Origin of the sequence: uncultured Ralstonia sp. (genome assembly GCA_913056305.1) — a bacterium.
Classification (GTDB): domain Bacteria; phylum Pseudomonadota; class Gammaproteobacteria; order Burkholderiales; family Burkholderiaceae; genus Ralstonia.
In genome coordinates, this window is the sequence record CAJXMR010000066.1 from 1 (window position 1) to 21997 (window position 21997).

Here is a 21997-nt window from a genome sequence, read left to right on the forward strand (position 1 = left end):
GGGATTTTCTGCGGCGGACGCAGGCGGGGTTGAAGCTGCATCGGCACTTCGAGCCGAAGGCGCTGCGGTGGGAGTATCAGCTCTTTGTTCTGGAGAAATCGCCGGAGTATCGGGCGGGGTTTTTGGATGCGCTCGGGGTGTACGTGCTCACCACGCTGGAGGGGGTGTTGGTGGATTTGTATCGGTGGCAGTTGTTGAAGGAGTTGGAGTGAACTGAAGGGTAGGGTTCGAGTAAAAGGATGTGCAGCTTCCTCGGGACGATGGGAAGCCTGCTGGGGCCAATCTATTACACTGGCCGATTACACAGAGCCGGGTCTCTGTCAGTCACCGGGACCGACATTGCGGCCTCCAGCGTCTCTCGCCGGCATAAATTATCGCCGGCGAGAGAGACCTACTGTGCTGGAACGTTGTCGATAAATCGTGTTGCAGGACCTTCACAGCAAGCTGCACAGCCTTGAAACTCCTTGACCAGATACATGAGGCAAGCGGCCAAACAATTCACTGACCATCGCTACCACATCGCCATACCCCTCGGCACCATTCATTTGATAGCGCTTGCAAGGTCTCTATAAAAACGCGCGATGCTTTCATCTGCGCGGTCTTCCGCGAGGATTCGCTCTCTTTGGCGGATATGTACAAAAGCTGATGAACGACCAGAGGCCTGTCGCGTCTCCTCGCGCAGAAGGTCATTTTTACGAAGCACAGAGATCAGCATCGGCCAATTCAAGTCTTGGAAGACCTTGGCGCCGACAAGATCATCCTCTGCACGCAGCCAATACTGTCGAATACGGCAAACCCGTCCAAGCAGCTTGTAAACGGGATGCTTTCGCAGCGTTTCTGATGCCAACCCACGTTCGACCGTTTCCTCCTGTCGGCGTCCTCGCGAATTCAGCCACTGTTCGACCTCAGCGACTCCCGAGATTTGACGTCCGGCACCATCAGTAATAGTGCGTGGAACCGGGAACGACTCAGAAAATCGCGACCCATCATCAGCGATCAGATTGACAATGTTTACATTATCGAAATTTACCGCGGCGAGATCAGCCCCACGACAATCAAATTGATTTACAACGATATCAACTAGGTTAACAAAATTCGCCGTACCCCGGAGAACCGCCTCGTCAATCTGAGGACCACTGACAAATTTTCCGTTGTTTTCGTTAAAATACGGCAACACGGAGAAAATAAGCGCACCAACATTTCTTATTCCACGATCAACATACGTGTGGGTTTGGCAAAATCTGATCGCGCATTCAATAAATCTCTCAATTTTAATTGGCTCTGAAATTGAAACCTCTGCGGCCACATCAATGAACACAGAAAGAAACTCTGACCCCAGTAGATTTCTTCGCAAAAATTTTGGAAAATCACCACACTGAACCGCATCGATGGTAACGCGTGCCAGGAAATAGTTCATCAACTGAGAATTGATGAATCTTTGATATCCCGATCGCTCATCGGGTGCCAAAAATGCAATCACACTGGCACGATTTTTAATTAACCCAACCAATTCTGGTGGATGCCCATCCCCAAGCGCGGCCTCTGCAATCCACGCCAGAGAATTGATGTCCAAGGACTCAGTCTGAGAATCAGCCATATCACGCGCCGTCTCATACAGAAAATTAACAACAAAACTACCAATAGCATCCTGGGATAGCCTTGATTCAACTGCCTTACCAAAAAGCCTCGCCTCACGCGCAACCATGTGGCTTACAAGCATTGACGTAAGATAATTTCCCGGCTTATCTTGAAGTTGTTTTGGCTTAACGTGCTCCGCCAGCAGCGTTAGAAATACTGGCCGTAACGCAAATGATTCTTCCTCAAGCAGCACCGATATAGATGGCAAATCAAAATTTAAATCAGTCCATTGATGAATTTTTAACCAATCCTTAGCCTGGCCTGGAGTCGGTGACTTGAGCGTCAGAGCGGTGACGATGTCGACACCATCGCGAAGCGCGTGAACATCTTTCATCAGACGATCACGCCCAATGAAGGTGTCTCGCCCAGACAATATTACGGTACCCGCCCCCCTAACGTAGGTTACTAAATCGCTCAACTGCGCCCACGCCAACTCATACCCGTTTGGATCACCGAGCTCATCGAATCCATCGATCGCAATAATGACGAGACCATAGCGAACAAGGACTGGAATCTGATCGTATGTTATGGTCGAACGAAGTGTCTGAAGACTAAAAGCCATCAAATCCTGAATATTCGACAAAACTCGCCCTCGACTTTTGACATGCAACACCAGCGGTCGAGCTGTTGCTCTATAATTCTCCGCTCGAAAAAGCGCGAGCTGTTCAATTAGGTTTGTTTTACCGATTCCTGCGGGCCCATCGACAAGCAGAACCTCGACCGCATCACTCCGCTGTCGGTCTTTTCCCATGAGAGCGTCTGCTTCTTCAATACCCTGGACCACGAAGCCCTCATGTGTCCCACCATTGATCGGGATTAGTTTTTTATGTGTAACTACGCTGCGCTTTAGAAGCTCTTTCTGTGAATCAGCCCACCGCCTGAGATTCGCAAAACCCTCGGATGCCAACATCGCAGCAAACGAAGCATGACTACGAGCGGGGGCACTACCCCACGTAGTTTGCACTTTTCCCGTAGAGATATCGAAAACCACTTTGAGTGGCTTGGCATCGCGAGTCATACGTAACGTTAGCCTGCCATCCTTTTCCGTTACTTTTTGGATTGGCACTCCAATGTCGGAAAATGGGCTCAACTCTTCAACTAGTTTTTCTCGATTCATCGGAGCTCCACGGAAATATCTTCTAACTTAAGGAAATTCTTTGCTCGCCTTCGACTACTCAGCAAAAGCACTCTTGATCCGGCCCGCTTTATAATCGCCTCTGCCACAAAAATCGGCGGAACAACATCATCATCCTCTGCCGCCACCAAAATCCACGTCTCTGGCTCCTGATAGGCCGTCACAATCAAATCCGAAGCTAAGGCGGTGTCAACCATCTTCTCCTCCATCTTGCTATGCCCTTGATCTCGCAGAGTGTTCGGAAGATGAATTGCTGGCGTTGAATGCATACGATCAGGCAACGCAGAAAGAAGGCAATCACCAAACCCAATTTCCGCGGAAAACAATATTTTTGGCCTTGAAGATAGAGTCAAAAAATCCGTTTCCGCGATTACTTGTTTAATTGCCTTGCGATTCTGGGATGGCTCATAGCCTTTATGCCACCCATTATAAAGTCGAATATCGACCTTAAATTGCATCTCAGAATTTATAGCATGCAAACATGCCGCTACACGCCGAGCCGTGTTCTTGAAGGCGGCCCGCGCGGCACTCAAAGGGTGATCACTAGCATCTATCCCAGAAAGCCGAAGCTGGGAGTTCCAATCTATGAAGGCGGCTATGCGGCAGTAGGTCTTACGCATGTCGAGTAATGGTCGCGATCAGAATATTGAAATATACATCGGCACGGCCACACGACGCCCACTATCGGCCAGCACCATAACACCAACTAGAACGAGCACCACGAACTCACCCCTCCCCGGATATCCAGACGAGAACCCAAAACAAGGTGAACCAGCAGGTCAGAGTTGACGAGATTTTTCCGAGAGCGAGAGCGATGAGGCTCTGCTCTCCGGCTAACGGACTGAGAAGACTTGATAATACCCCTACACCGCCACCTCCGTCCGACTCATCACCTCCCTCAACCCCATAAACGACCGCATCTGCCGCACCCCCGGCAGACACAGCAGTTGCTCCGCATTCAGCCGCGTAAAGCTCTCTGAATCCCGCGTACGGATCAGCAGGAAGTCGTCGAGCTCCCCCGTCACCAGGTGGCACTCCATGCAGCCAGAGAGGGTCTGCGTTGCCTTTTCGAAGGCGGCGAAGGACTCCGGCGTGGAGCGGTCCAGCACCACCCCAATCAGCACCAGCTCAATGACAAGGAAGCCTTCAGGGTATTGGGCAATCCGGGTGGCGATCTTTTCCCGCGTTGCGGCTTCGCCCCCTTCATAGGCTCACGTTTCGATCTGATAGCAGCGGTCGGCATCTGAACGACCCGGGCATATCGACTCTGGCTACCAACTGACAACGCCTGCGCGAAATGCGTCGCTCTGCATGACGAGACGTTGATTGCGAATGAAGCGCATGACGATCTGCACCGGCTTCAAGCGAGCGTTGTCTGCCAATGCCACCAGTGCAAACTGGCGTTTCGCAGGAATCGGCAGATCGGCGATTCGGACGCCATCCGGCGCAGGAAAGACTGCCAGACGAGGCAGGATGGAGTATCCGATGCCTTGCCTGACCATGGCCGCGATGCCGGTGTCGGTCGCCAATGTGCGCGAAAGCTCGGGGCTGAAACCTGCCTCGCGACATTGTTCCAGTATCGCAAGTGCACCGGAGCAGTTGAGCTGGATATAAGGGACGTTGCTGAATTGCTCCCACGTGACCGGTGCGCGCAACGTTAGCGAGGCGGGTGTCACCAGCACATAAGAATCCGCTACGTAAGGGCGCGTCACCAGATCCGGCCCGACCGGCAGGTGTGCGACACCGATATCGGCGCGGCCTTCTTCAACGGCTTGCGTCACCTCTTCACGCTCTTCGCAGCTGTCATCCACGTCAACCCGTATGCCGGGATATTCGACAGCGAGCGCCTCCAATGTCCGGGGTAGCAAGTGGGTGCCGACGCTGCGAAAGCAAGCGATGCTCACTCGGCCAATCACCGCCGCATTGTCTTGCGCAACGTCGACCAGGCTGCCCGTCAGACGCAGTATCAGGCGGGCCTTGGCAAGCACGCCGTGGCCGGCATCGGTCGGCACGCAGCCCGTGCGGGAACGCACCAGCAACCGCATTGCCAGGCTGTCTTCCAACTCCGTGATCGCATGGCTGATGCGCGATTGGGTGCACCCCAGTTCCGCCGCGGCGGCGCCAAAGCTGCCGGCGTCGGCAACGGCGACCAGCATCTCAAGCTGATTGAGCTTCGGCTTTCTCATTCCGGCAATCGAAATCGTTCATGGATAAGCGCCAACTATATGGAATTTCGGTTGGCGCGGCCAGCGCGCGTCCGGAAGATGCGTTTTGTCGGTCATCTTCCATTGAAGGGAAATTCGCATGAACTCGCTGCCGCTGGATACCGTTTTGATCGTGATTGATGTGCAACAGGCGTTTAACAACCCAAGGTGGGGTCAACGAAACAATCCGGAAGCCGAGGCCAATATCGCTGCGCTGCTTGCCGGCTGGAGAAAAACGCAACGGCCGATCATTCATGTCCAGCATCGCTCCCCCCGACCCGAGAGCCTGTTCCATCCGGACCGTCCGGGTTTCAAGGTCAAGCCGGAAGCCCAACCGTTGCCCGACGAGCCGGTGATTTACAAGGATGTGAACAGCTGCTTTATCGGGACTGACCTTGAGCAACGGCTGCGATCCAGAGACGCCGCAACCCTCGTGATCGTCGGCATTACGACCGATCATTGCGTCTCGACGACGACGCGCATGGCCGGCAATTTCGGCTTCGCGACCTACATCGTGTCGGATGCCACCGCGACGTTCGAGCGCCGTGGACCAGACGGCAAGAACTTCAGCGCCGAACAGATGCACGATACCGCGCTGGCGAGCCTGCACGGAGAGTTCGCGACGGTGGTCGACACCGCCACGGTCGTCGCCGGTCTGTAGACGAGGCGGCGATGAAACTCGTTACCGGCAGCAAGAATGTCTCTTCCTGGACCATGCGCGCGTGGATCGTCATGCGCTATTTCGCGATCCCTTTCGAGGAGGTGAAGGTGGTCCTGAATCGATCCGATACAGCGCAGTGCATTGCGCGCTATTCGCCTTCTGGACGCATACCTTGCCTTGTTCTTGATGATCAGGTGGTCTGGGATTCCATGTCGATATGCGAGTACCTCGCGGAGCAATTTCCCGACAAGACCCTGTGGCCGCAGGACACAAAAGCGCGGGCACATGCGCGAAGCATTTGCGCTGAAATGCACGCCGGATTCAGCGATCTGCGACGGGTGCTGCATCTGGATATATGCGCGCGCGAGGCGGCCGCTGGGCAACACGCATTGGACATCGTTGAGGTCAGGCGCGATGTGCAGCGCATTGAGCAGATTTGGGAGGCGTGCCTGATGCAATATGAAGGACCTTTCCTCTTCGGCGGGTTCTCGATTGCGGATGCGTACTTTATTCCGGTGATGCTGCGGTTTCGGACTTACGGGTTGGCCGTTGCGTCGCAAGCCGTCGCGGACTATATGGACAGAATCGAGCGTCTGGGCCCGGTGCAGGAGTGGATTGCGGAGGCAGCGCGAGAGCAGCGACGCTGAACGTCCGCTAACCGTGTGCTAGTACGACATGAAAGCGTGCTGCAGCCTGGCCGAGTCACCTGAGCACGTCAGTGCCAGCATCGCGAGGATGCGTGCCTTGTGCGGTACCTGGTCATCTGCCACCACCCAGTCATAACGGTCGTCGGGCTGCGAGCCGTTGCGCAGCACGACGCCCCCGCCTGTGCGCGAGGCCCGGATGACGTGCACGCCCCGCCGACGCGCTTCCACCAGCGCGCCCACCACCCGATCGGCCACATTGCCATTGCCTGTTGCCGCGTAGATGATCGCGCTCACCCCCGAGTCAAGCAGCGCGTGCACGGTGGCGTCCGTCATGCCGCTGTGCGCGTAGACGATGCCGACCTCGGGAAGGCTGTGGATGCAATCGATGGACCATTCGGAGTTGACCGTGTGACTGCGTGCGGTGAGCCGATAGAAGCGCGGCACCCCTTCCACGATGTAGCCAAGCGGCCCGTAAGGCGAGCGAAAAGCCTCCTGCTTGAAGGTGTTGGACTTCACGACGTCACGGGCGGTGTGGATCTCGTCGTTGGTCACGACCAGCGTGCCCTTACCATGAGCATCGGGGCTCGCGGCCACAACGATCGCGTTGTACAGGTTGAGGGGCCCGTCAGCGCTCAGCGCTGAAGGCGGCCGCATCGCGCCCACAACCACCACCGGCTTGGTGCTTTTGATCGTCAGGTGCAGGAAGTAGGCGGTCTCATCGATCGTGTCGGTGCCATGTGTGATCACGACCCCATCCACGTTGTCGTCCGAGAGCAGCGCCGCCACGCGCCGCCCCAGTGTGAGCAGGTGATCGTTGGCGAAGTTCTCCGACCCGATCTGGAATAGCTGTTCTGTGCGGATGTGTGCAACGCAGGCCGCCGTCGGCAAGTTGGCCAGGATTTCATCCACGCGCAGCACCGAGCAGTCATAGGTGGACGTGTTGACGGCCGATTCGCCTTTCCCGGCGATCGTGCCGCCGGTGCCGATCAGCACGAGGCGAGGCAATGCACGATCTGCCGTGCGCAGGCTTGCCGTGGATGCGGCCATGAAACGACTCCTCCGTGAGACCGTGCCGACAGGCTCTCGATCATGAAAGAAAAAAAGGCGTGTGGTAGCAAGCCACACGCAACCCTTGCACCGGAGGGGTCGCCCCGGACATGACTGGATCCGCTGCAGCTTGTGGCGACCAGCGGATCCACGCTTACATCTTCACGACATCAAGCAGCGACTGTTTGCCGTTCTTGTAGTTGTAGAGCGAGATCGCGCGCTGCTTCACATCACCCTTGTCATCAAACTGGATCTGGCCCAGCACACCGGTGTAGTTCGTGGCAGGCAATGCCGCCAGAACGTCGGCCGCCTTTGTCGATTGAGCGCGCTTCATCGCCTCCACGATGATGTAGACCGCGTCGTAGGCAAACGGCGCGTTGAGCTGCACGCGTTGGCCGAAACGCGCCTCGTAGCGCTTGGAGAACGCCGGGCCGTTGGGCATCTTTTCCAGCGGCATGCCGGCGATGGAACAGACCACGTTATCCGCCGCTGCGCCCGCCAGTTGCGCGAGCGAATCGGCGCAAAGCCCGTCGCCACCCAAAACGCGTGCATTGATGGCGAGCTCTCGCGCCTGCTTGGCAAATGGGCCGCCCGTGGCATCCATACCGCCGTACATGATGATGTCCGGGCGCTTGCCCTTGATCTTGGTGAGGATGGCGCGAAAGTCCACGGCTTTGTCGCTGGTGGCGTCGTGCGACAGGACCGTCAGGCCGTTGGCTTTGGCGTACTTTTCAAACTCGTTGGCCAGGCCTTGGCCGTAGGCTGTTGCATCGTCGACGATGGCGACCGTCTTGGCATTCAGCGCGGTCTTTGCATAGCTGGCCAGCGCCGGGCCTTGCTGGGCATCGGTTGCCACGACACGGTAGGTGGTCTTGAAGCCCTGCTGGGTATAGGCCGGGTTCGTGGCCGAAGGCGAGATTTGTACGATGCCTGCATCGCTGTAGATCTTGGCCGCGGGAATGCTGGTGCCCGAGTTCATATGGCCGACGACTGCGGCCACCTGATCGTCCACCAGTTTCTGAGCAACCTGGGTGCCCTGACGCGGGTCGGAGGCGTCATCCTGACCATCCAGCTCGAGCCGGACCTTGCGCCCCTTGATGATGAGTCCTTGGGCGTTGATCTCCTCAACGGCCAGCCGTGCGCCGTTTTCAGTGTCTTTGCCCAAGTGGGCATTCACGCCCGTCAGCGGGGCAGCATGGCCGATTTTCACTACATCGTCCGCCAAGGCGCCGGACGCACCCAGCACCATCAGACTGCTGCCGAAGCTGATGCTCAGCGCTCGGGAAAACGTGGTTGTCATGAGCCTCTCCTCTTCCGTGATTGCTATCGTTGTCTAGGTCTGCGGCGTGCAGCCTTGGCACCGGCTGCACGTGTTCGACATGCGTAAATCTAGTGACATGCGACGCGACGGAATTGCACCGATCCGAAAAAAAATAGAAGAAATGCGACATCGCCGGATTGACGTGCGGCACCCCTATACTTGACGCCAACCCGACGACTCCGAGGCTGCCATGGCAAATGCCGACAAGACCGGTCAGCAGGAAAATGCGCAGCTTGGGCGTGAATTGGTTGCACAACTGGATGCGGTCAGCCATGCCGGCACCACTGCGGATGCGCCTGCCGGCATCGAATTGCGTGTCGGCTTTCTTCTGTGGCCGACCTTTCCGTTGCTATCGCTGGCGGGCTTTTGCGACGCGCTGCGCCATGCCGCGGACGTGGGCGACCAAAGCCGCCCGCTCCGGTGCACCTGGACCCTGCTTGGCGCGGGTGAAACGGTCGAGGCAAGCTGCGGTGTCGGCGTACCGGTGCAAGGGCTGCATGGTTCACCAGAGCAATTCGACTATCTGGTGGTGATCGGCGGCCTGCTGCCCCAGTTGGATAGTGTTGACCGGCGCCACTGGACCTACCTGCAAGGCGCGAGCGCGGCTGGGGTGCCCCTGATCGGCTTGTGCACGGGTAGCTTCGTGCTGGCGCGCGCGGGCTTGATGCAAGATCGCGTCGCCTGCGTGCATGCCTTCCACTACGAAGACTACAAGGCGATGTTCCCCGGCCTGCGCGCCGTCACCCACCGCGACTACGAGGCGGACGGCGACCGCATCACGTGTGCGGGTGGCGTATCGGTGCTCGAATTGGCGGCGCACTTGATTGGCCTGCACTGCGGAGCAGACCGGGCCTCCAAAGTGATCCACCAGATGACCGTCAGCAGGCGGGGCGGCCGCTCATTTGTCGAGCGGCGCAAGGCGTTGGGTTACTTGGCGGTTGGCGATCGTGCCGTTCGGCATGCCATTGTGCTGATGGAAGAGAACATCGAAGCCCCGCTCAGCATCGCGGTGGTCGCGCGCATGACGGGCACCAGCGCGCGTCAGTTGCAACGCAGCTTCCTGGCCGAGACGGGTCTGTCGCCCAAGGAGTTCTACCGGCTGATGCGGCTGCGCTATGCCCGATGGCTGTTGCTGAATAGCGATCGGCGCGTGACCGTCATCGCCTACGAGTGTGGCTTTGCCGATGCCGCCCATTTCATTCGCGATTTCAAAGCGATGTACGGCATGACCCCAGGGCAGACTCGTGCATCGATGCCGGCGCACGCCAAAACCGCCGAGTCCAGCTGACGGACCCCGACGGAGTGCAATCACCGCTTTCGCTTGATGATGAATGCATTGTCCGCAGGCGAAAAATTCAAGCCTGGGTAGTACGACATGGCCCCAGGCGCTGAGAGCAGGACGACGCTCACCTCCTCGCCCACCGTATCGCGCGTGCGCTGGACGAGCTCCTTGCCGATGCCGTGGCCCTGGTATTCCTTGTCGACGGCCAGGTCCGACAAGTAACAGCAGTACGCATAGTCCGTGAGCGAACGGGACAGCCCGACCAAGCGATCCTGATGCCACGCGGAGATCGTCAGTGCAGGCGCGGCAAACATGCGTGCGATACGCGCCAGATCGTTCACCGGGCGGGTAATGCCCGACGCCTGAAACACCCGAACCACGTCCTGGGGATCGAGCGGAAGGTTGTGCTTGTACGTAATCTCAATGCTGCTCATGATTTTTGCTCCGGATCGCTTGCTCAAAGGAACCCTGCCCGTTCAGACCGCTGCCTGCAAGGTGGCTTGCGGTCTATTAGAGGCGGACATGCAAATGCGGTCAAGGCACATGTCTTCATAAACAGATTCCTCCACCTCATACCCCATCCGGACCTGTTGCGGCATGGATCAGCGAGCGCACTCCGCGACTACTGCGCTTGCTGGTCAGCGCCGACGAGCTTCAACTTGACGAGGTGCCGCTGAACGGCCTGGATGAACGCGTCAACCAGCGCGTTGGCAGGTGCCCCCTGCGGACGCAGGACCGCGAATGCGTAGTCGATCGGCGGCGAGAAGGGGCGCACGACGCATCCGCATTGCTTCGCGACCTGTGCGGTAAAGGGATCGATGACCGACACTCCGAGGCCACTCGACACCATGGAGCTGACGGCGATGGACCAGCTGGCGTCCATCTCGGTCTTGCGATGGATGTTTGCCGACCGGAACACGCTATCGATGGCCAGCCGGGTCGTATTGCCAGACCCAAGGGAGATGAAGTTTTCATCCTGGAGATCTGCCGGCGTGACGGTGCGCTTCTTCGCCAGACGATGCTCAGGCGGCAGGATGCAAACGCACCGGACTTTCCAGAGTGATTCTGCGACGACCTTGTCGGTGTCCACCGGGCTGGTCGCAAAACCCAGGTCGAACAGCCCTGAAGCCACCAGGTTGATCACTTCGTGCGAGTTGTAGGTCTCGATCGAGACGCTGACCTGCGGATGCTGCTCCCGAAACGCTGCGATCACGGACTGCAGGAAGCCGCACGACACGGTCGACATCGCCACGATCCGCAGCCGGCCTTCCTGCCCGAGGCGAATGCGCTCCGCAGTGCGCACCACCTGATCGAGCCCCACGAACACGCGCTCGACTTCCACGTACAGCGCCTTCGCCGCAGCCGTCGGCAGCAGCCCCCCTTTGCGACGCGAGAACAGCTCGAAGCCGATTGCCTCCTCGAATTCCCGCATGATCTTGCTCACCGCAGACTGCGTCACGAAGAGCATCTTGGCGGCCTCGGTCATGCTGTTGCCGAGCATCACGGCGCGAAACGCCTCGATCTGCTTGAGCGTGATCATCATGAGCTCCTGGACTGTACAGAGTCAAAAATGTAGCTTGATCTCATACCCTTGAACAGCCCTAATACCCATCATCGTCATTCTTCCGATGGGGGCTCTTATGGAATCCAAAGTCAGCGGTCTCCTGCACGAGGCGCTGTCCCGCGAGGCACAAACAGCGATCTTCCTGCCGTGGATCGCGCAATCCTTCGCGCCGTCGCTTCCCTTGCTCACGCAGATCAACCAGGCCCATGTCGTGATGCTGCACGACACCGGGCTGCTGGAGCGTGAAACGGCATCCAGCCTGCTGGCCGTCATTGATGAGCTGGCCATGGCCGGACCGGCCGCCTTCACGTTGGACGCGTCGCTGGAAGACGTCTACTTCAACTACGAAGCCGAGGTCATTCGTCGCCTGGGTCAGGACATTGGTGGGCGCCTGCACACGGCGCGCAGCAGGAACGACCTCCAGTCGACGCTGGACTGCATGAGAGCGCGCGAGGTTGCCTTGTCACTCATCGCCGGAACCCTGTCGTTACGGCGCTCGCTCCTCCACCAGGCAGCGAAGTACACGGACTGCGTGATGCCCGGTTATACGCACCTTCAGCATGCGCAGCCGATCACTTACGGCTTCTATCTGTCCGGCGTTGAGCGCGGTCTGAAACGCGACTTCGATCGGCTGCTGGGCGCATTTCATCGATTGAATCAGTGTCCGCTCGGCGCTGGCGCGATGGCCGGCACGACCTTTCCCATCGATCGCCACGCTGTGGCTGCGCTGCTTGGATTTTCCGCGCCCGTTGCCCACGCGCTGGATGCAGTCGCAAGCAAGGACCCGCTTCTTGAACTGCTGTGCGCCGCGCTGTTTGTGGCGACCACCTTCGGGCGCCTTGCGCAAGACTTCTACCTGATGTCGACGTTCGAGTTTTCGACGCTGACCCTGCCGGACTCGTTGGCGATTACGTCCAGCATCATGCCGCAGAAGAAGAACCAGGCCGTGCAGGAGTTTCTCAAGGGGCGCCAGTCTCATGTGCTCGGCGCGCTGGTCACGGGCTTTGCGTCGTTCCGAGCTGCGCCCTACTCGCACGCGCTCGATTCCAACGCCGACAGCCTGCATTGGCTTTGGCAAGCCGTTGACGAGCTGGTCGATACGATTCCGGTGGTGGACCAGGTCATCAACCGGGCCATGCCAAACACCCAACGCATGGCAGAACTGGCCGGCGTGAATTTTTCAACGGCAACGGATCTGGCCGACTTGCTCGTGCAGAAGAAGGGGCTTTCGTTCAAGGAAGCGCATCACATCACGGGGCGTGTTGTCAGGTTGGCGATCGATGCGGGATTGGGCGTCGCAGACATTCCACCGGATCTCGTATCGCGCGCCGCCCAGGAAACGACGGGGCGGGCGCTATCACTGTCTCGGGAGGAGATCGCACAAGCGCTCGACCCGCGCGCTGCGGTTGAGCGCAGAACGAACGGCGGCGGCCCGTCGGGCCACGACATGGCATCGCTGCTCACGCAGTCGGAGCGGCAGCTTGCTACAGATGTGGAAGCGCACCAAAGCATCTGCGCGTCGATCGAGCAAGCCAGTGACGGGCTTCGCGCTCGCGTTGCGGAGTTTCACCGGCCAGTCATGCCGATGAAGGGGATCTAGCGAATGTCCGACACGATTCAAATACGCGATGCGTTGCCGGCGGATCAGGACGACTGGCATCGGCTGTGGGCGAACGGCCTCACGCGCCAGCGACCTCAATCTTCGGCTCACACCGCACAGGAAAATTGACCGAGTTCGCCACATAGCATTGCGCGTGCGCTTCGTGATGCAGCTTGGCGGCCAGCGCAGGGTCGTCGCCTGAGCGAATGGTCACCTGGGGGTGCAAGACCACTCCCGTGAAGCGTCCACCGTCGGGGCTGTCGATCATCGTCCCTTCTGCGTGGTCGACGTAGCCGACGACACAGATGCCTGCATTGGCACACAGATGCAGGTACCAAAGCTTGTGGCAAGCCGAGACCGAAGCCAGCAGCAGATCCTCCGGGTTCCAGCGCGCGGCATCGCCGAGGAACGCCGCATCTGACGAACCCAGAATGTCCGGCTTGGACCCCGCGCGGATCACGTGATCGCGGCCGTACTGGCGGTACCCAGATGTGCCGGTGCCCTTGTTGCCGATCCACTGCACTGAAACGCGGTATTGGTGTTCGCCGTGTGCCATGGTGCTCTCCTTCGCTATCGAAACGTTGAACGTAGACGATGAACCCGCCGCGCTGGCGCTCACCCGTCGCCCTGACCTGCCGGCCGCATTCTGGCATGGGAACTCAACTTGGTATACCATTATTCCACTTGAACGAGCACGCGATCATGGAAGCAAAATTCGACTCCACGGCAGACACGGTGGCCGCATCGTTGCGGGAGATGATTACCAACGGCGAGCTGCAGGGCGGCGAGCGGCTGGTCGAGCGCGACCTGGCCGACCGGTTCGGGATCAGCCGGATTCCGATGCGCGAGGCCATTCAACAACTGGCGCGCGAAGGCTTGCTCGACATCTTCAGAAACCGCGGCGCAGTCGTGCGCACGCTGACGGCGGCAGACGTGAAGGAGATCTACGACTTGCGGACGCTGCTTGAAGGAGATGCGATCTTCCGCAGCGTGAAGCAACTCGATGACGAGACGCTGGCACGCGCCGAGCTTGTCCACCGCTTGCTGGGCGATGCGGGCTCCGCGCAGCGGCAGGGAGAGCTCAACCGGGAATTCCACACGCTGCTGTATTCGTGCTGCGGCAATGCCCGTCAACTGAACGCGATCGAAGAACTGCGCGGCCAGGTCGAACGTTATGAGCGACTGCAGAGCACCTTGCTTGCGGATACGCCTTCCTTCCAGATCGAGCACGAGAACATCCTGCAGGCGTGCCGGGACGGTAACGCGCGCGGCGCCCGCGCGATGACCGTCGCCCATCTCGATTCGGCCAGGGCCATCGTCATGCAGCTTGTCGAAAGCGACTGAAGAGAGACTGCGCGCGGGTTGCCTCCCGCACTGACAGACCGTCTCCAATCGGCCAGTTGACACGTTCAACAGTGCCGCATAGATCGTCGACAATGCAATGTCTGTCTGGACGCCAACGCTTGCATTCGACTTGGGCGTCGATCACCCCAGTGTCGATATCAGGATTCACGTATGACCCGCTCCGAACGTCTCCTTCGTCTCTTGCAACTGTTGCGGCGTTATCGACGTCCCGTGAGCGGTCAAATATTGGCCGAGGAGCTCGGCGTGAGCATCCGCACGCTATACCGGGACATCGCCAGTTTGCAGGCGCAAGGCGCCACGATCGAGGGGGAGCCGGGCGTTGGTTACGTGATGAAACCGGGCTTCATGCTGCCGCCCATGATGTTCAGTTCGGAGGAACTCGACGCGCTGGTTCTTGGCATGCGCTGGGTAGCCGATCGCTGCGACAAGACGCTGTCGGCCGGTGCGCTGAGCACGCTTGCGAAGGTCGCCGCCGTACTGCCCACAGAACTGCGTCGCGAGCTGGAGGAATCGTCGCTGCTGGTGGGCGCGCCGTTGAAAGGACCTGCCCACACGGTCTCGTCTGATCTTCTACGTGCCGCAGTCCGAGCAGAGCAAAAGCTCAAGATGACTTATGTGGACGGCAGTGGCGTTCATTCGCAGCGTGTCGTTTGGCCCTTTGCCCTGGTCTATTTCGACCAGGCGCGGGTGCTGATGTGCTGGTGCGAGCTTCGAGCAGACTTTCGGAATTTCCGCTCGGACCGGATCTCGGACGTCGAGCGAATGGAGGAGCGCTACCCGAAAAGACGAGCAACGCTGCTTCGCGAGTGGAGGAAGGCCAACGACGCGGCGAGCCGCAGGATACTGCCAGAATCTGACAGGGTCCGCCATTAGACTGAGCTTCCTTTCTTAGCCAGGAGCTCAAAATGAAGTTCGCCTCTGTTCGTGTAGTCACCCGGAATTTCGAAGGGCTGGTCGAGTTTTACCAAAGGCTTTCCGGTATCGAGGCTGCACGGCTGGCGGATGGATTTGCCGAAATGCGATTCGAAGGGGCGGTGCTTGCGATTTCGTCCGAGCATCTGATCCAGCTCTTCAATGTCGGTGCTGCTACCGCGGCTGCGAATCAGTCGGCGATCCTGGAGCTCGAAGTGGAGGACGTCGACGCAGTATTCGAACGGATGAATGCGTCGGGGACGCCCATCGTGATGCCGACGACCTTGATGCCGTGGGGAAATCGCTCGCTACTGTTGCGTGACCCGGATGGAAATCTCGTCAACATATTTTCTCGACCCGCGCGTGGAGTGTCCCCGGACTAAGGTGAGCTTCCCTGACTTCAGGCCCTTATCACGGCCGCCGGTAGCTTAGCTGTTCGTCCATTCGCGAATGGCCGGTTTGGGATGACACGAATGTTGCTTGTGGGTCGGAAGCTGCCGGCCGCAGGTAGTGCAATCACCGGCCACCAGCGGTCGTTGAGCGTTGCTTCTGGCCTGTCTCCAAACCGGGCAATGATGCGGATTTACTGCCCTCACTGGTGTCCGGTACATTGACCGTGGTGTCGAGACAGCTTGGACGCGACTCGCCGTGAAGACAAAAGCTTGCGCACGACACCATCTTTCCCTACCAATAGCCATGTCCGGACGCCAGCGTCCGTTGATTGTCTGTTAAGCGTCTAAACGGAGGCAAACGATGGCACGCGTACGCGTTAACGGCTTCACCATCTCGCTCGACGGATACGGAGCAGGTCCGAATCAAGACATCAACAATCCGCTCGGCGTGGGCGGGACGGAGCTGCACCAGTGGCTAGTCCCAACACGCACGTTCCAGCGGGCCTTGTTCGGCAAGGATGGCGGCACAACCGGAATTGACGATGATTTCGCCGCCCGTGGCTTCCAGAATGTTGGGGCCTGGATTCTTGGGCGGAACATGTTCGGCCCCATTCGTGGAGACTGGCCGGACACCAACTGGAAAGGCTGGTGGGGAGATAACCCACCGTATCACGCTCCCGTCTTCGTCTTGACCCATCAGGCGCGTCCCCCCATCGAGATGGACGGCGGCACGACGTTCCACTTCATCACAGGGGGCATTCACGAGGCGCTCGACCGTGCACGCGAGGCCGCTGCCGGCATGGACGTGCGGATCGGCGGTGGGCCAAACACAGTCCGGCAGTATCTTCGTGAGGGCCTCATTGATGAACTGCACATTGCGATCTCGCCGGTCCTGCTCGGCCAGGGAGAGTCACTGTTCGAAGGGGTTGACTTGCGGGCGCTGGGATACGAATGCGTTGAATCGGTAGCGTCGGAGAAGGCCACGCATGTCATCCTGCGGCGCCAAGGGCACACGGGCGCCTAACCACGCGCTCAAGGCCCACGGCTCTGACAGGCTGCGGCCTTAGCGCTCGGACAGCGAATCCCCGGCACCCGCGTTGACTAGTTCCGAGCGGCAAACCTTCGGGCCGCCTCACGGACGGGGGCCACGAGCGGCTCGAGGCGCGTGACTGCGGCGGCGAGCACCTCCGGGGCCACCCTATCCGGATCGCCCGCGTCGAATGGCGGCTTCGGGTCATACTCGAAGACGAGCTGAATCATCTTGGCCACGTCACTCCCCCGCAGGATCGCCGCGAGATGGAGCCCGAAATCGACCCCGGCGGTCACGCCGCCACCGGTCACGCGATTTCGGTCCACCACGAACCGCGCCTTGTCCGGGATCGCTCCGTAGTCGGCCAGGATGTCGCGATACGCCCAATGCGAAGTCGCGCGATAGCCCTTGAGCAACCCCGCAGCCGCAAGGATCACGGATCCCGTACACACGCTGGTGACATAGGCTGCCTTCTCGCCAATCCTCGCCAGGAATGCCAGTGTCTCGGCGTCTTCGACCATCAAATGGGTGCTGATGCCGCCCGGGACCAAGAGGATGTCGTAGTCGGCTTCACACGCTGAGAAGGACTTCGCCGGCGTGATCGAGATCTGCCGGTCGGTCACGACGGGCTCGGTGGTTTTGGCAACCAGGTCGACCTGCATGCCGGGGAGACTGGCAAGAATCTGATGCGGGCCGATCAGGTCCAACGCCGTGAACTTCGGGTAAGCCAGCATCGCAACGCGCGTTGGAGCAGCCATCGTCGTAGACATGTCATTTACCTTTAATTTTGAATCGATCTCTCTTAGCCGGCATCAGCGCACGGCGATACCGAGCTGCATTGCGATCTCGCGTGCGGTGAATTCCCGCTGGGCGGTGAGGTCGGCAAATGCTGCGCGCGCCGCCGCCAGCACATCGGCGGGCGCTGTTTCAGGCGTGCCACTGTTGAAAGGCGGCTCGGGCGCGTAGGCCATGTTGAGCTGGATGCGTTGCGCGACCGCGTCGCCAAACATCTCGGCCGCGAGCCGCAGTGCTCCGTCAATTCCGGACGTCACACCTGCGGCGAATATCCAGTCGCCGTCCACCACGACACGTTCATCGACCGGCGTCGCACCGAACAGTGGCAGAAGATGCAACGAGTTCCAGTGTGTCGTCGCGTGCCGGCCGCGCAGCAACCCGGCCGCGCCAAGCAGCAGCGCGCCAGTACACACCGAGAAGACCTTTCGCGCGCCCGCCGCCTGCGCACGCAGCCAGTCGAGCACGACCGCGTCGTGCATCAATGCCTGCTGCCCAGGGCCGCCCGGCACGTGCAAGATATCGAGCGGCGGCGCGTCGTGCAGAGCGGCGTCCGGGACCAGGCGCAACCCCTGCACGTCGCGTACGGGCTCGGTCGTGCGCGCGTAAAGCCGGTGCGTGGCGCCCGGCAGCCGCGATAGGACCTCGAAGGGCCCGGTCAAATCGATCTGGTCGAGACCATCAAATACGAGCGAACCGATAGTGAGAGGCGTGTCTTCGTGGGCCATGGGTGAGTCTCCTTGCGGCGGCGGGTGGGCGAGGTCGCTTCGAGCACGGCGGCGTCCGAATCGGCGCGGCTTGGATGGCCGGATCGCCCGTGATGATCAAGCTCGACAGGGCCAATGTATTGCTCTATCGTTTGGCGATGCCGCCAATGAACCCACAAATCCCGCCATCGCGTCCGCCACGGCCGATGCGCATCGAACTGCTGGCTTTCCCGGACGTCCAGATGCTCGACATCGCCGGCCCGGCGCAGGTTTTCACGGCGGCAAATGAGCATGCCGCGGAGCGCGGTAACGCGATGCCCTATGAAGTTCGGGTTGTCGCACCAGCGGGCACGCAGGTGAAGACCACGTCCGGGCTCTCGTTCGTGACCGAGGGCTTGACCGACAGCGCCACCCCGCTCGACACGCTGATCGTTGCCGGCGGCCGAGGCGTTGTGAGGGCCGCGCAGGACGAGGCGCTGCGTGACTGGCTGCGCACGCGTGCCGCCGGCGCACGACGCGTGGCGTCGGTCTGCACCGGCGCGTTTCTACTGGCTGCTGCCGGCTTGCTCGATGGACGGCGCGCGGTCACGCACTGGCGGTATTGCGATCAGCTATCGCGCGAGTATCCGCAGGTGCAAGTCGATGCCGATCCGATCTTTGTGCGCGACGGGAGCATCTGGACGTCCGCCGGCGTGACGGCGGGCATTGACCTGTCGCTCGCGCTGGTCGAGGCGGATCTCGGTCGCGCGGTGGGGCTCGACGTTGCGCGCAACCTCGTGGTGTTCCTCAAACGACCCGGCGGCCAGGCGCAATTCAGCGCCGCGCTGGCGCTGCAGTCGGCGGACGAGCATTTCGCACAGCTACATGCGTGGCTGGCGGAGCATCTGGCTGACGATCTATCGTTGCCCCGCCTCGCGCATGAAGCCGGCATGAGTGAGCGCACGTTTTTACGTCGCTATCGCGAGGCCACCGGTCTGACGCCGCAACGTGCCGTGGAGCGGCTGCGCGTCGAGGCGGCGCGACAGATGCTGATCGAGACGCAACTGCCAATCAAGCGCATTGCGGCGCGTTGCGGCTTTGGGACGGAAGAAACCATGCGGCGCACGTTCATCCGCGTTCAGCAAGTCGGCCCGAACGAGTATCGGGAACGGTTTGGGCGTGTGTCGTGAGCCCCCGATGGGCCGGCGCTAACGAAGATTATTTTAGGAGTGATCAATGGCAAGTATCCCATTCAAGCAAGTCGATGTTTTTACCAGTGTCCGATTTAAAGGCAATCCGGTTGCAGTCGTCTTACGTGCGGATGGACTCACTACGGAACAGATGCAGCAAATCGCAAACTGGACCAACCTGTCAGAAACGACCTTTGTCGTAGCGAAAACAAGCCCGGAAGCGGATTATCGGGTTCGTATCTTTACTCCGGGTGCCGAGCTGCCTTTTGCAGGCCATCCCACCATCGGTACGGCCCATGCGCTGCTGGAGGCCGGCCTTATCGCGCCAAAAAACGGTGAGCTGGTGCAAGAGTGCGAGGCCGGTCTGATCAGGCTCAAGGTCGAGCGCACCCAAGATGGCGAGCAGTGGATCTCATTTGCACTACCAGAACCGTCTGTGTTCCCGTTGGACGAGGCCCAAGTCAGCGAGCTTGAAGGCATTTTGGGCAGCCCGCTTCTGCGTGAGTTCACTCCGAGCCTGATCGATGTTGGCACGCGCTGGATCGTTGCGCAGTTGCCAAGTGCTCAGGCAGTACTGTCAACCCAGCCGGATCTGCCGCGCATGAAGGTACTGGACACCAAGGCCAAGGCCACAGGCGTGGTCATCTTTGGTGAGTATGACCAGCCTGCGCCTGCACGTATTGAAGTCCGTGCGTTTGCCCCTTCGCTTGGCGTTAATGAAGATCCTGTCTGCGGCAGCGGCAATGGCAGTGTGGGCGTTTTCATCCGTCACACCGGGCAAACCTCTCATTTCGGCAGTGCGTTCTTGTCATCTCAAGGCGCTGTCTTGGGGCGTGCGGGAGTGTTGCGCCTGGCCGTGAGCGAGGAAGGTATTCAGGTTGGCGGCGTTGCAGTGACCTGCGTGGATGGTCAGTTGTCGATCTGACGACTTGCCTGCTGCCTGATCGGACTTGCTATGCGCAGGTCCGAATCGACGCTTCTAATCGTGAGTCATACGAAGCCCTCGTTTGCAGCCATGCTGTTTGGTCCCCTTTAGGGGGCTTCAGCCCTTAACGTGCTTCTCGCCGAACCTCTGGACTGCAAAGTCTAAAAAGCTTCGCAGCTTCGGCGTCATTTGTCTGTCTGAAGCGTACAGCGCATGCAATGCGCGAGCAGGTGGTTCGTACTCTGGCAGGAGTCGTATTAGCCGACCGGCTTCTATCTCGTATGTCACAAGCTCATATGGCTGAAGCAGGATGCCCATGCCCGCCACTGCGGCCGCACGAAGCGCTTCTCCAGTGTTGGTGGAAAAACGGCCATTGATCGGCACAGACACTCGCCCCCCAGGACCGTCAAATGACCATTGGGTGCGCAGCGAGGTGTGAGAGAAAACGAGACATTCGTGCTCGGGCAGATCCTGAGGTGTTCGCAACTGGTCTGCAGACTCTATGTAGCTGGGTGCCGCACACAGGACCAATCGAAGGGGGGCCAGGCGTCTTGCAATCAGGCTGCTGTCGGGGAGGTCTCCCGTGCGAAAAACAACGTCGAAGCCTTCCTCCACCAGATCGACGGTGCGATTGGTCAGGCTGAGGTCCACGGAAACCTCAGGATGTTGTCTCAAGTATTCCGGCAGCTCTGGTGCAAGCCCGTGACTGCCGAATGTGATCGGCGCGCTGATGCGAAGTCTTCCCCTGGGTTCTGACCTCGTTTCTGCCATGAGGGCCTCGGCAGCTTCCATCTCCGCCAGGATATTTTTCGCGCGCTCGTAAAACAGCCGACCGCTGTCTGTCAGGCTTTGCCGGCGGGTTGTTCTGTTCAGCAGCTTGATGCCTAGCCCGTCTTCCAGCATGCGTATGTGTTTGCCGGCCAACTGCGACGACAAATTCAGTTCGGTAGCCGCTGAAGAGATGGAGCCTAGCTCTGCAGCTCTAACGAACACCTTCATGCATGCCAGTCGGTCCATTGGAAATTTTACGTTTCAAGTGATGAAAACATAGGCGCATTGTAGGTGTTTTTTTTCAAATATACAGTGTGACATCGCAATCGGCACAACGCCTTCCGCCGACCTCCGTCAGCTCTATTTTTGAAAGGAAATCACATGTCATCCAGCGCAAAAACAGCCATCATCGCTGCCGCTCTCGGGACCGCAGCAGCGGTCTCGGCCTCCACGCCTGCCGCCGCTGCCGAGATTCAGAAGCCCACAGTTGTCCTTGTGCATGGGGCGTTTGCCGACGGCTCGACGTGGAACCAAGTCATTCCCTTGCTCGAAGAAAAGGGGCTGAAGGTGGTGGCCGTGCAGAACCCGTTGAGCTCGCTGGCCGATGACGTTGCGGCCACTCGACGCGTTCTGGATAGGCAGACCGGGCCCGTCGTTCTCGTGGGCCATTCGTGGGGCGGCGTTGCCGTTACCGAAGCAGGCAAGCAGGAGAACGTCAAAGCCCTGGTGTACGTTGCCGCTTTCGCGCCGTCCGAAGGACAGTCGGTCGTTGATGTATCCAAGGACTACCTTCTCGCGGAGAAACGCGAACTGGTCGAACAAGTTGCGTCTACTG

General features: G+C 59.5%; 23 protein-coding genes and 1 pseudogene. 12 read left to right on the forward strand and 12 right to left on the reverse strand.

The features are described 5' to 3' along the window. A partial coding sequence (locus QZ609_RS12660) for a hypothetical protein (RefSeq protein ID WP_365901492.1) occupies positions 1–212 on the forward strand: 212 nt, incomplete at its 5' end. Positions 213–541: 329 nt separating this feature from the next. Here the strand turns inward: QZ609_RS12660 and QZ609_RS12665 are convergent. The 4 genes and pseudogenes from QZ609_RS12665 to QZ609_RS12680 form a co-directional block, all read right to left on the reverse strand. Continuing rightward, positions 542–2755, reverse strand: coding sequence for a hypothetical protein (locus QZ609_RS12665; protein ID WP_295495008.1), 2214 nt, complete (start codon positions 2753–2755; stop codon positions 542–544). Then, the gene (locus QZ609_RS12670; RefSeq protein ID WP_295495011.1) at positions 2752–3393 is read right to left on the reverse strand and encodes a hypothetical protein; all 642 of its coding nucleotides are present in this window, start codon (positions 3391–3393) and stop codon (positions 2752–2754) included. Before QZ609_RS12670 ends, QZ609_RS12665 begins: the two co-directional genes overlap by 4 nt. Before the next feature lie 243 nt (positions 3394–3636). After that, positions 3637–3900, reverse strand: a pseudogene (locus tag QZ609_RS12675) (Lrp/AsnC ligand binding domain-containing protein); the annotation flags it as partial. Positions 3901–4044: 144 nt separating this feature from the next. Beyond that, the gene (locus tag QZ609_RS12680) at positions 4045–4959 is read right to left on the reverse strand and encodes a LysR family transcriptional regulator (RefSeq protein WP_295495014.1); all 915 of its coding nucleotides are present in this window, start codon (positions 4957–4959) and stop codon (positions 4045–4047) included. A gap of 118 nt (positions 4960–5077) precedes the next feature. On the opposite strand from QZ609_RS12680, the gene QZ609_RS12685 reads away from it, so the two are divergent. Next, a complete protein-coding gene (locus tag QZ609_RS12685) occupies positions 5078–5638 on the forward strand; it encodes a cysteine hydrolase family protein (protein ID WP_295495017.1) in 561 nt (186 codons plus the stop codon). An 11-nt stretch (positions 5639–5649) separates the two neighbouring features. After that, positions 5650–6285, forward strand: a complete 636-nt coding sequence (locus QZ609_RS12690; protein ID WP_295495019.1) for a glutathione S-transferase family protein — start codon at positions 5650–5652, stop codon at positions 6283–6285. A gap of 18 nt (positions 6286–6303) precedes the next feature. On the opposite strand, the gene QZ609_RS12695 is transcribed toward QZ609_RS12690, so the two are convergent. Continuing rightward, complete coding sequence (locus tag QZ609_RS12695) at positions 6304–7332, reverse strand: asparaginase (protein ID WP_295495022.1); 1029 nt, start codon at positions 7330–7332, stop codon at positions 6304–6306. Positions 7333–7486: 154 nt separating this feature from the next. Continuing rightward, positions 7487–8581, reverse strand: a complete 1095-nt coding sequence (locus tag QZ609_RS12700; RefSeq protein ID WP_365901500.1) for a branched-chain amino acid ABC transporter substrate-binding protein — start codon at positions 8579–8581, stop codon at positions 7487–7489. A 262-nt stretch (positions 8582–8843) separates the two neighbouring features. Between QZ609_RS12700 and QZ609_RS12705 the strand changes: the two genes are divergently transcribed. Continuing rightward, positions 8844–9941: a GlxA family transcriptional regulator gene (locus QZ609_RS12705; RefSeq protein WP_295495024.1), complete on the forward strand. Its 1098-nt coding sequence runs from the start codon at positions 8844–8846 to the stop codon at positions 9939–9941. A gap of 20 nt (positions 9942–9961) precedes the next feature. On the opposite strand, the gene QZ609_RS12710 is transcribed toward QZ609_RS12705, so the two are convergent. Together QZ609_RS12710 and QZ609_RS12715 are read right to left on the reverse strand one after the other, a co-directional pair. After that, positions 9962–10369, reverse strand: coding sequence for a GNAT family N-acetyltransferase (locus QZ609_RS12710; protein ID WP_295495028.1), 408 nt, complete (start codon positions 10367–10369; stop codon positions 9962–9964). 188 nt (positions 10370–10557) lie between these two features. Next, entirely contained in the window at positions 10558–11475 is a 918-nt protein-coding gene (locus QZ609_RS12715; RefSeq protein ID WP_295495030.1) for a LysR substrate-binding domain-containing protein, read from the reverse strand. 100 nt (positions 11476–11575) lie between these two features. On the opposite strand from QZ609_RS12715, the gene argH reads away from it, so the two are divergent. Then, entirely contained in the window at positions 11576–13099 is a 1524-nt protein-coding gene (argH, locus tag QZ609_RS12720; RefSeq protein WP_295495032.1) for an argininosuccinate lyase, read from the forward strand. Positions 13100–13178: 79 nt separating this feature from the next. On the opposite strand, the gene QZ609_RS12725 is transcribed toward argH, so the two are convergent. Next, positions 13179–13655, reverse strand: coding sequence for an OsmC family protein (locus QZ609_RS12725; protein WP_295495035.1), 477 nt, complete (start codon positions 13653–13655; stop codon positions 13179–13181). Between the two features lie 146 nt (positions 13656–13801). On the opposite strand from QZ609_RS12725, the gene QZ609_RS12730 reads away from it, so the two are divergent. The 4 genes from QZ609_RS12730 to QZ609_RS12745 all read left to right on the forward strand — a co-directional run bounded on the left by QZ609_RS12730 (position 13802) and on the right by QZ609_RS12745 (position 16792). Further along, positions 13802–14443 (forward strand): GntR family transcriptional regulator, encoded by a 642-nt coding sequence (locus QZ609_RS12730; RefSeq protein WP_295495038.1) that lies wholly within the window; start codon positions 13802–13804, stop codon positions 14441–14443. A gap of 171 nt (positions 14444–14614) precedes the next feature. Further along, positions 14615–15337, forward strand: a complete 723-nt coding sequence (locus QZ609_RS12735) for a YafY family protein (RefSeq protein WP_295495040.1) — start codon at positions 14615–14617, stop codon at positions 15335–15337. A gap of 32 nt (positions 15338–15369) precedes the next feature. Beyond that, positions 15370–15759 carry a VOC family protein gene (locus tag QZ609_RS12740; RefSeq protein ID WP_295495042.1) on the forward strand — a complete coding sequence of 130 codons (390 nt, stop codon included), beginning with the start codon at positions 15370–15372 and terminating at the stop codon, positions 15757–15759. A 370-nt stretch (positions 15760–16129) separates the two neighbouring features. Beyond that, a complete protein-coding gene (locus QZ609_RS12745) occupies positions 16130–16792 on the forward strand; it encodes a dihydrofolate reductase family protein (RefSeq protein ID WP_295495045.1) in 663 nt (220 codons plus the stop codon). 77 nt (positions 16793–16869) lie between these two features. Here QZ609_RS12745 and QZ609_RS12750 read toward each other — a convergent pair whose 3' ends face one another. Together QZ609_RS12750 and QZ609_RS12755 are read right to left on the reverse strand one after the other, a co-directional pair. After that, a complete protein-coding gene (locus QZ609_RS12750; RefSeq protein ID WP_295495047.1) occupies positions 16870–17568 on the reverse strand; it encodes a DJ-1/PfpI family protein in 699 nt (232 codons plus the stop codon). Positions 17569–17610: 42 nt separating this feature from the next. Then, positions 17611–18318 (reverse strand): DJ-1/PfpI family protein, encoded by a 708-nt coding sequence (locus tag QZ609_RS12755; RefSeq protein ID WP_295495049.1) that lies wholly within the window; start codon positions 18316–18318, stop codon positions 17611–17613. 137 nt (positions 18319–18455) lie between these two features. On the opposite strand from QZ609_RS12755, the gene QZ609_RS12760 reads away from it, so the two are divergent. After that, positions 18456–19466 carry a DJ-1/PfpI family protein gene (locus QZ609_RS12760; protein WP_295495064.1) on the forward strand — a complete coding sequence of 337 codons (1011 nt, stop codon included), beginning with the start codon at positions 18456–18458 and terminating at the stop codon, positions 19464–19466. 46 nt (positions 19467–19512) lie between these two features. Continuing rightward, the gene (locus tag QZ609_RS12765) at positions 19513–20391 is read left to right on the forward strand and encodes a PhzF family phenazine biosynthesis protein (protein WP_295495051.1); all 879 of its coding nucleotides are present in this window, start codon (positions 19513–19515) and stop codon (positions 20389–20391) included. Positions 20392–20508: 117 nt separating this feature from the next. Here QZ609_RS12765 and QZ609_RS12770 read toward each other — a convergent pair whose 3' ends face one another. Beyond that, a complete protein-coding gene (locus tag QZ609_RS12770) occupies positions 20509–21408 on the reverse strand; it encodes a LysR family transcriptional regulator (RefSeq protein ID WP_295495054.1) in 900 nt (299 codons plus the stop codon). A 135-nt stretch (positions 21409–21543) separates the two neighbouring features. Here QZ609_RS12770 and QZ609_RS12775 point away from each other — a divergent pair. Next, positions 21544–21997: alpha/beta hydrolase (locus QZ609_RS12775; protein ID WP_295495059.1), on the forward strand; the 454-nt coding region annotated here is incomplete at its 3' end.

Coding starts and splice junctions, on each gene's coding strand:
- QZ609_RS12665 (WP_295495008.1), bottom strand. CDS start 2,755: ATGAATCGAGAAAAACTAGTTGAAGAGTTGAGCCCATTTTCCGACATT.
- QZ609_RS12670 (WP_295495011.1), bottom strand. CDS start 3,393: ATGCGTAAGACCTACTGCCGCATAGCCGCCTTCATAGATTGGAACTCC.
- QZ609_RS12680 (WP_295495014.1), bottom strand. CDS start 4,959: ATGAGAAAGCCGAAGCTCAATCAGCTTGAGATGCTGGTCGCCGTTGCC.
- QZ609_RS12685 (WP_295495017.1), top strand. CDS start 5,078: ATGAACTCGCTGCCGCTGGATACCGTTTTGATCGTGATTGATGTGCAA.
- QZ609_RS12690 (WP_295495019.1), top strand. CDS start 5,650: ATGAAACTCGTTACCGGCAGCAAGAATGTCTCTTCCTGGACCATGCGC.
- QZ609_RS12695 (WP_295495022.1), bottom strand. CDS start 7,332: ATGGCCGCATCCACGGCAAGCCTGCGCACGGCAGATCGTGCATTGCCT.
- QZ609_RS12700 (WP_365901500.1), bottom strand. CDS start 8,581: ATGGTGCTGGGTGCGTCCGGCGCCTTGGCGGACGATGTAGTGAAAATC.
- QZ609_RS12705 (WP_295495024.1), top strand. CDS start 8,844: ATGGCAAATGCCGACAAGACCGGTCAGCAGGAAAATGCGCAGCTTGGG.
- QZ609_RS12710 (WP_295495028.1), bottom strand. CDS start 10,369: ATGAGCAGCATTGAGATTACGTACAAGCACAACCTTCCGCTCGATCCC.
- QZ609_RS12715 (WP_295495030.1), bottom strand. CDS start 11,475: ATGATCACGCTCAAGCAGATCGAGGCGTTTCGCGCCGTGATGCTCGGC.
- argH (WP_295495032.1), top strand. CDS start 11,576: ATGGAATCCAAAGTCAGCGGTCTCCTGCACGAGGCGCTGTCCCGCGAG.
- QZ609_RS12725 (WP_295495035.1), bottom strand. CDS start 13,655: ATGGCACACGGCGAACACCAATACCGCGTTTCAGTGCAGTGGATCGGC.
- QZ609_RS12730 (WP_295495038.1), top strand. CDS start 13,802: ATGGAAGCAAAATTCGACTCCACGGCAGACACGGTGGCCGCATCGTTG.
- QZ609_RS12735 (WP_295495040.1), top strand. CDS start 14,615: ATGACCCGCTCCGAACGTCTCCTTCGTCTCTTGCAACTGTTGCGGCGT.
- QZ609_RS12740 (WP_295495042.1), top strand. CDS start 15,370: ATGAAGTTCGCCTCTGTTCGTGTAGTCACCCGGAATTTCGAAGGGCTG.
- QZ609_RS12745 (WP_295495045.1), top strand. CDS start 16,130: ATGGCACGCGTACGCGTTAACGGCTTCACCATCTCGCTCGACGGATAC.
- QZ609_RS12750 (WP_295495047.1), bottom strand. CDS start 17,568: ATGTCTACGACGATGGCTGCTCCAACGCGCGTTGCGATGCTGGCTTAC.
- QZ609_RS12755 (WP_295495049.1), bottom strand. CDS start 18,318: ATGGCCCACGAAGACACGCCTCTCACTATCGGTTCGCTCGTATTTGAT.
- QZ609_RS12760 (WP_295495064.1), top strand. CDS start 18,456: ATGCCGCCAATGAACCCACAAATCCCGCCATCGCGTCCGCCACGGCCG.
- QZ609_RS12765 (WP_295495051.1), top strand. CDS start 19,513: ATGGCAAGTATCCCATTCAAGCAAGTCGATGTTTTTACCAGTGTCCGA.
- QZ609_RS12770 (WP_295495054.1), bottom strand. CDS start 21,408: ATGGACCGACTGGCATGCATGAAGGTGTTCGTTAGAGCTGCAGAGCTA.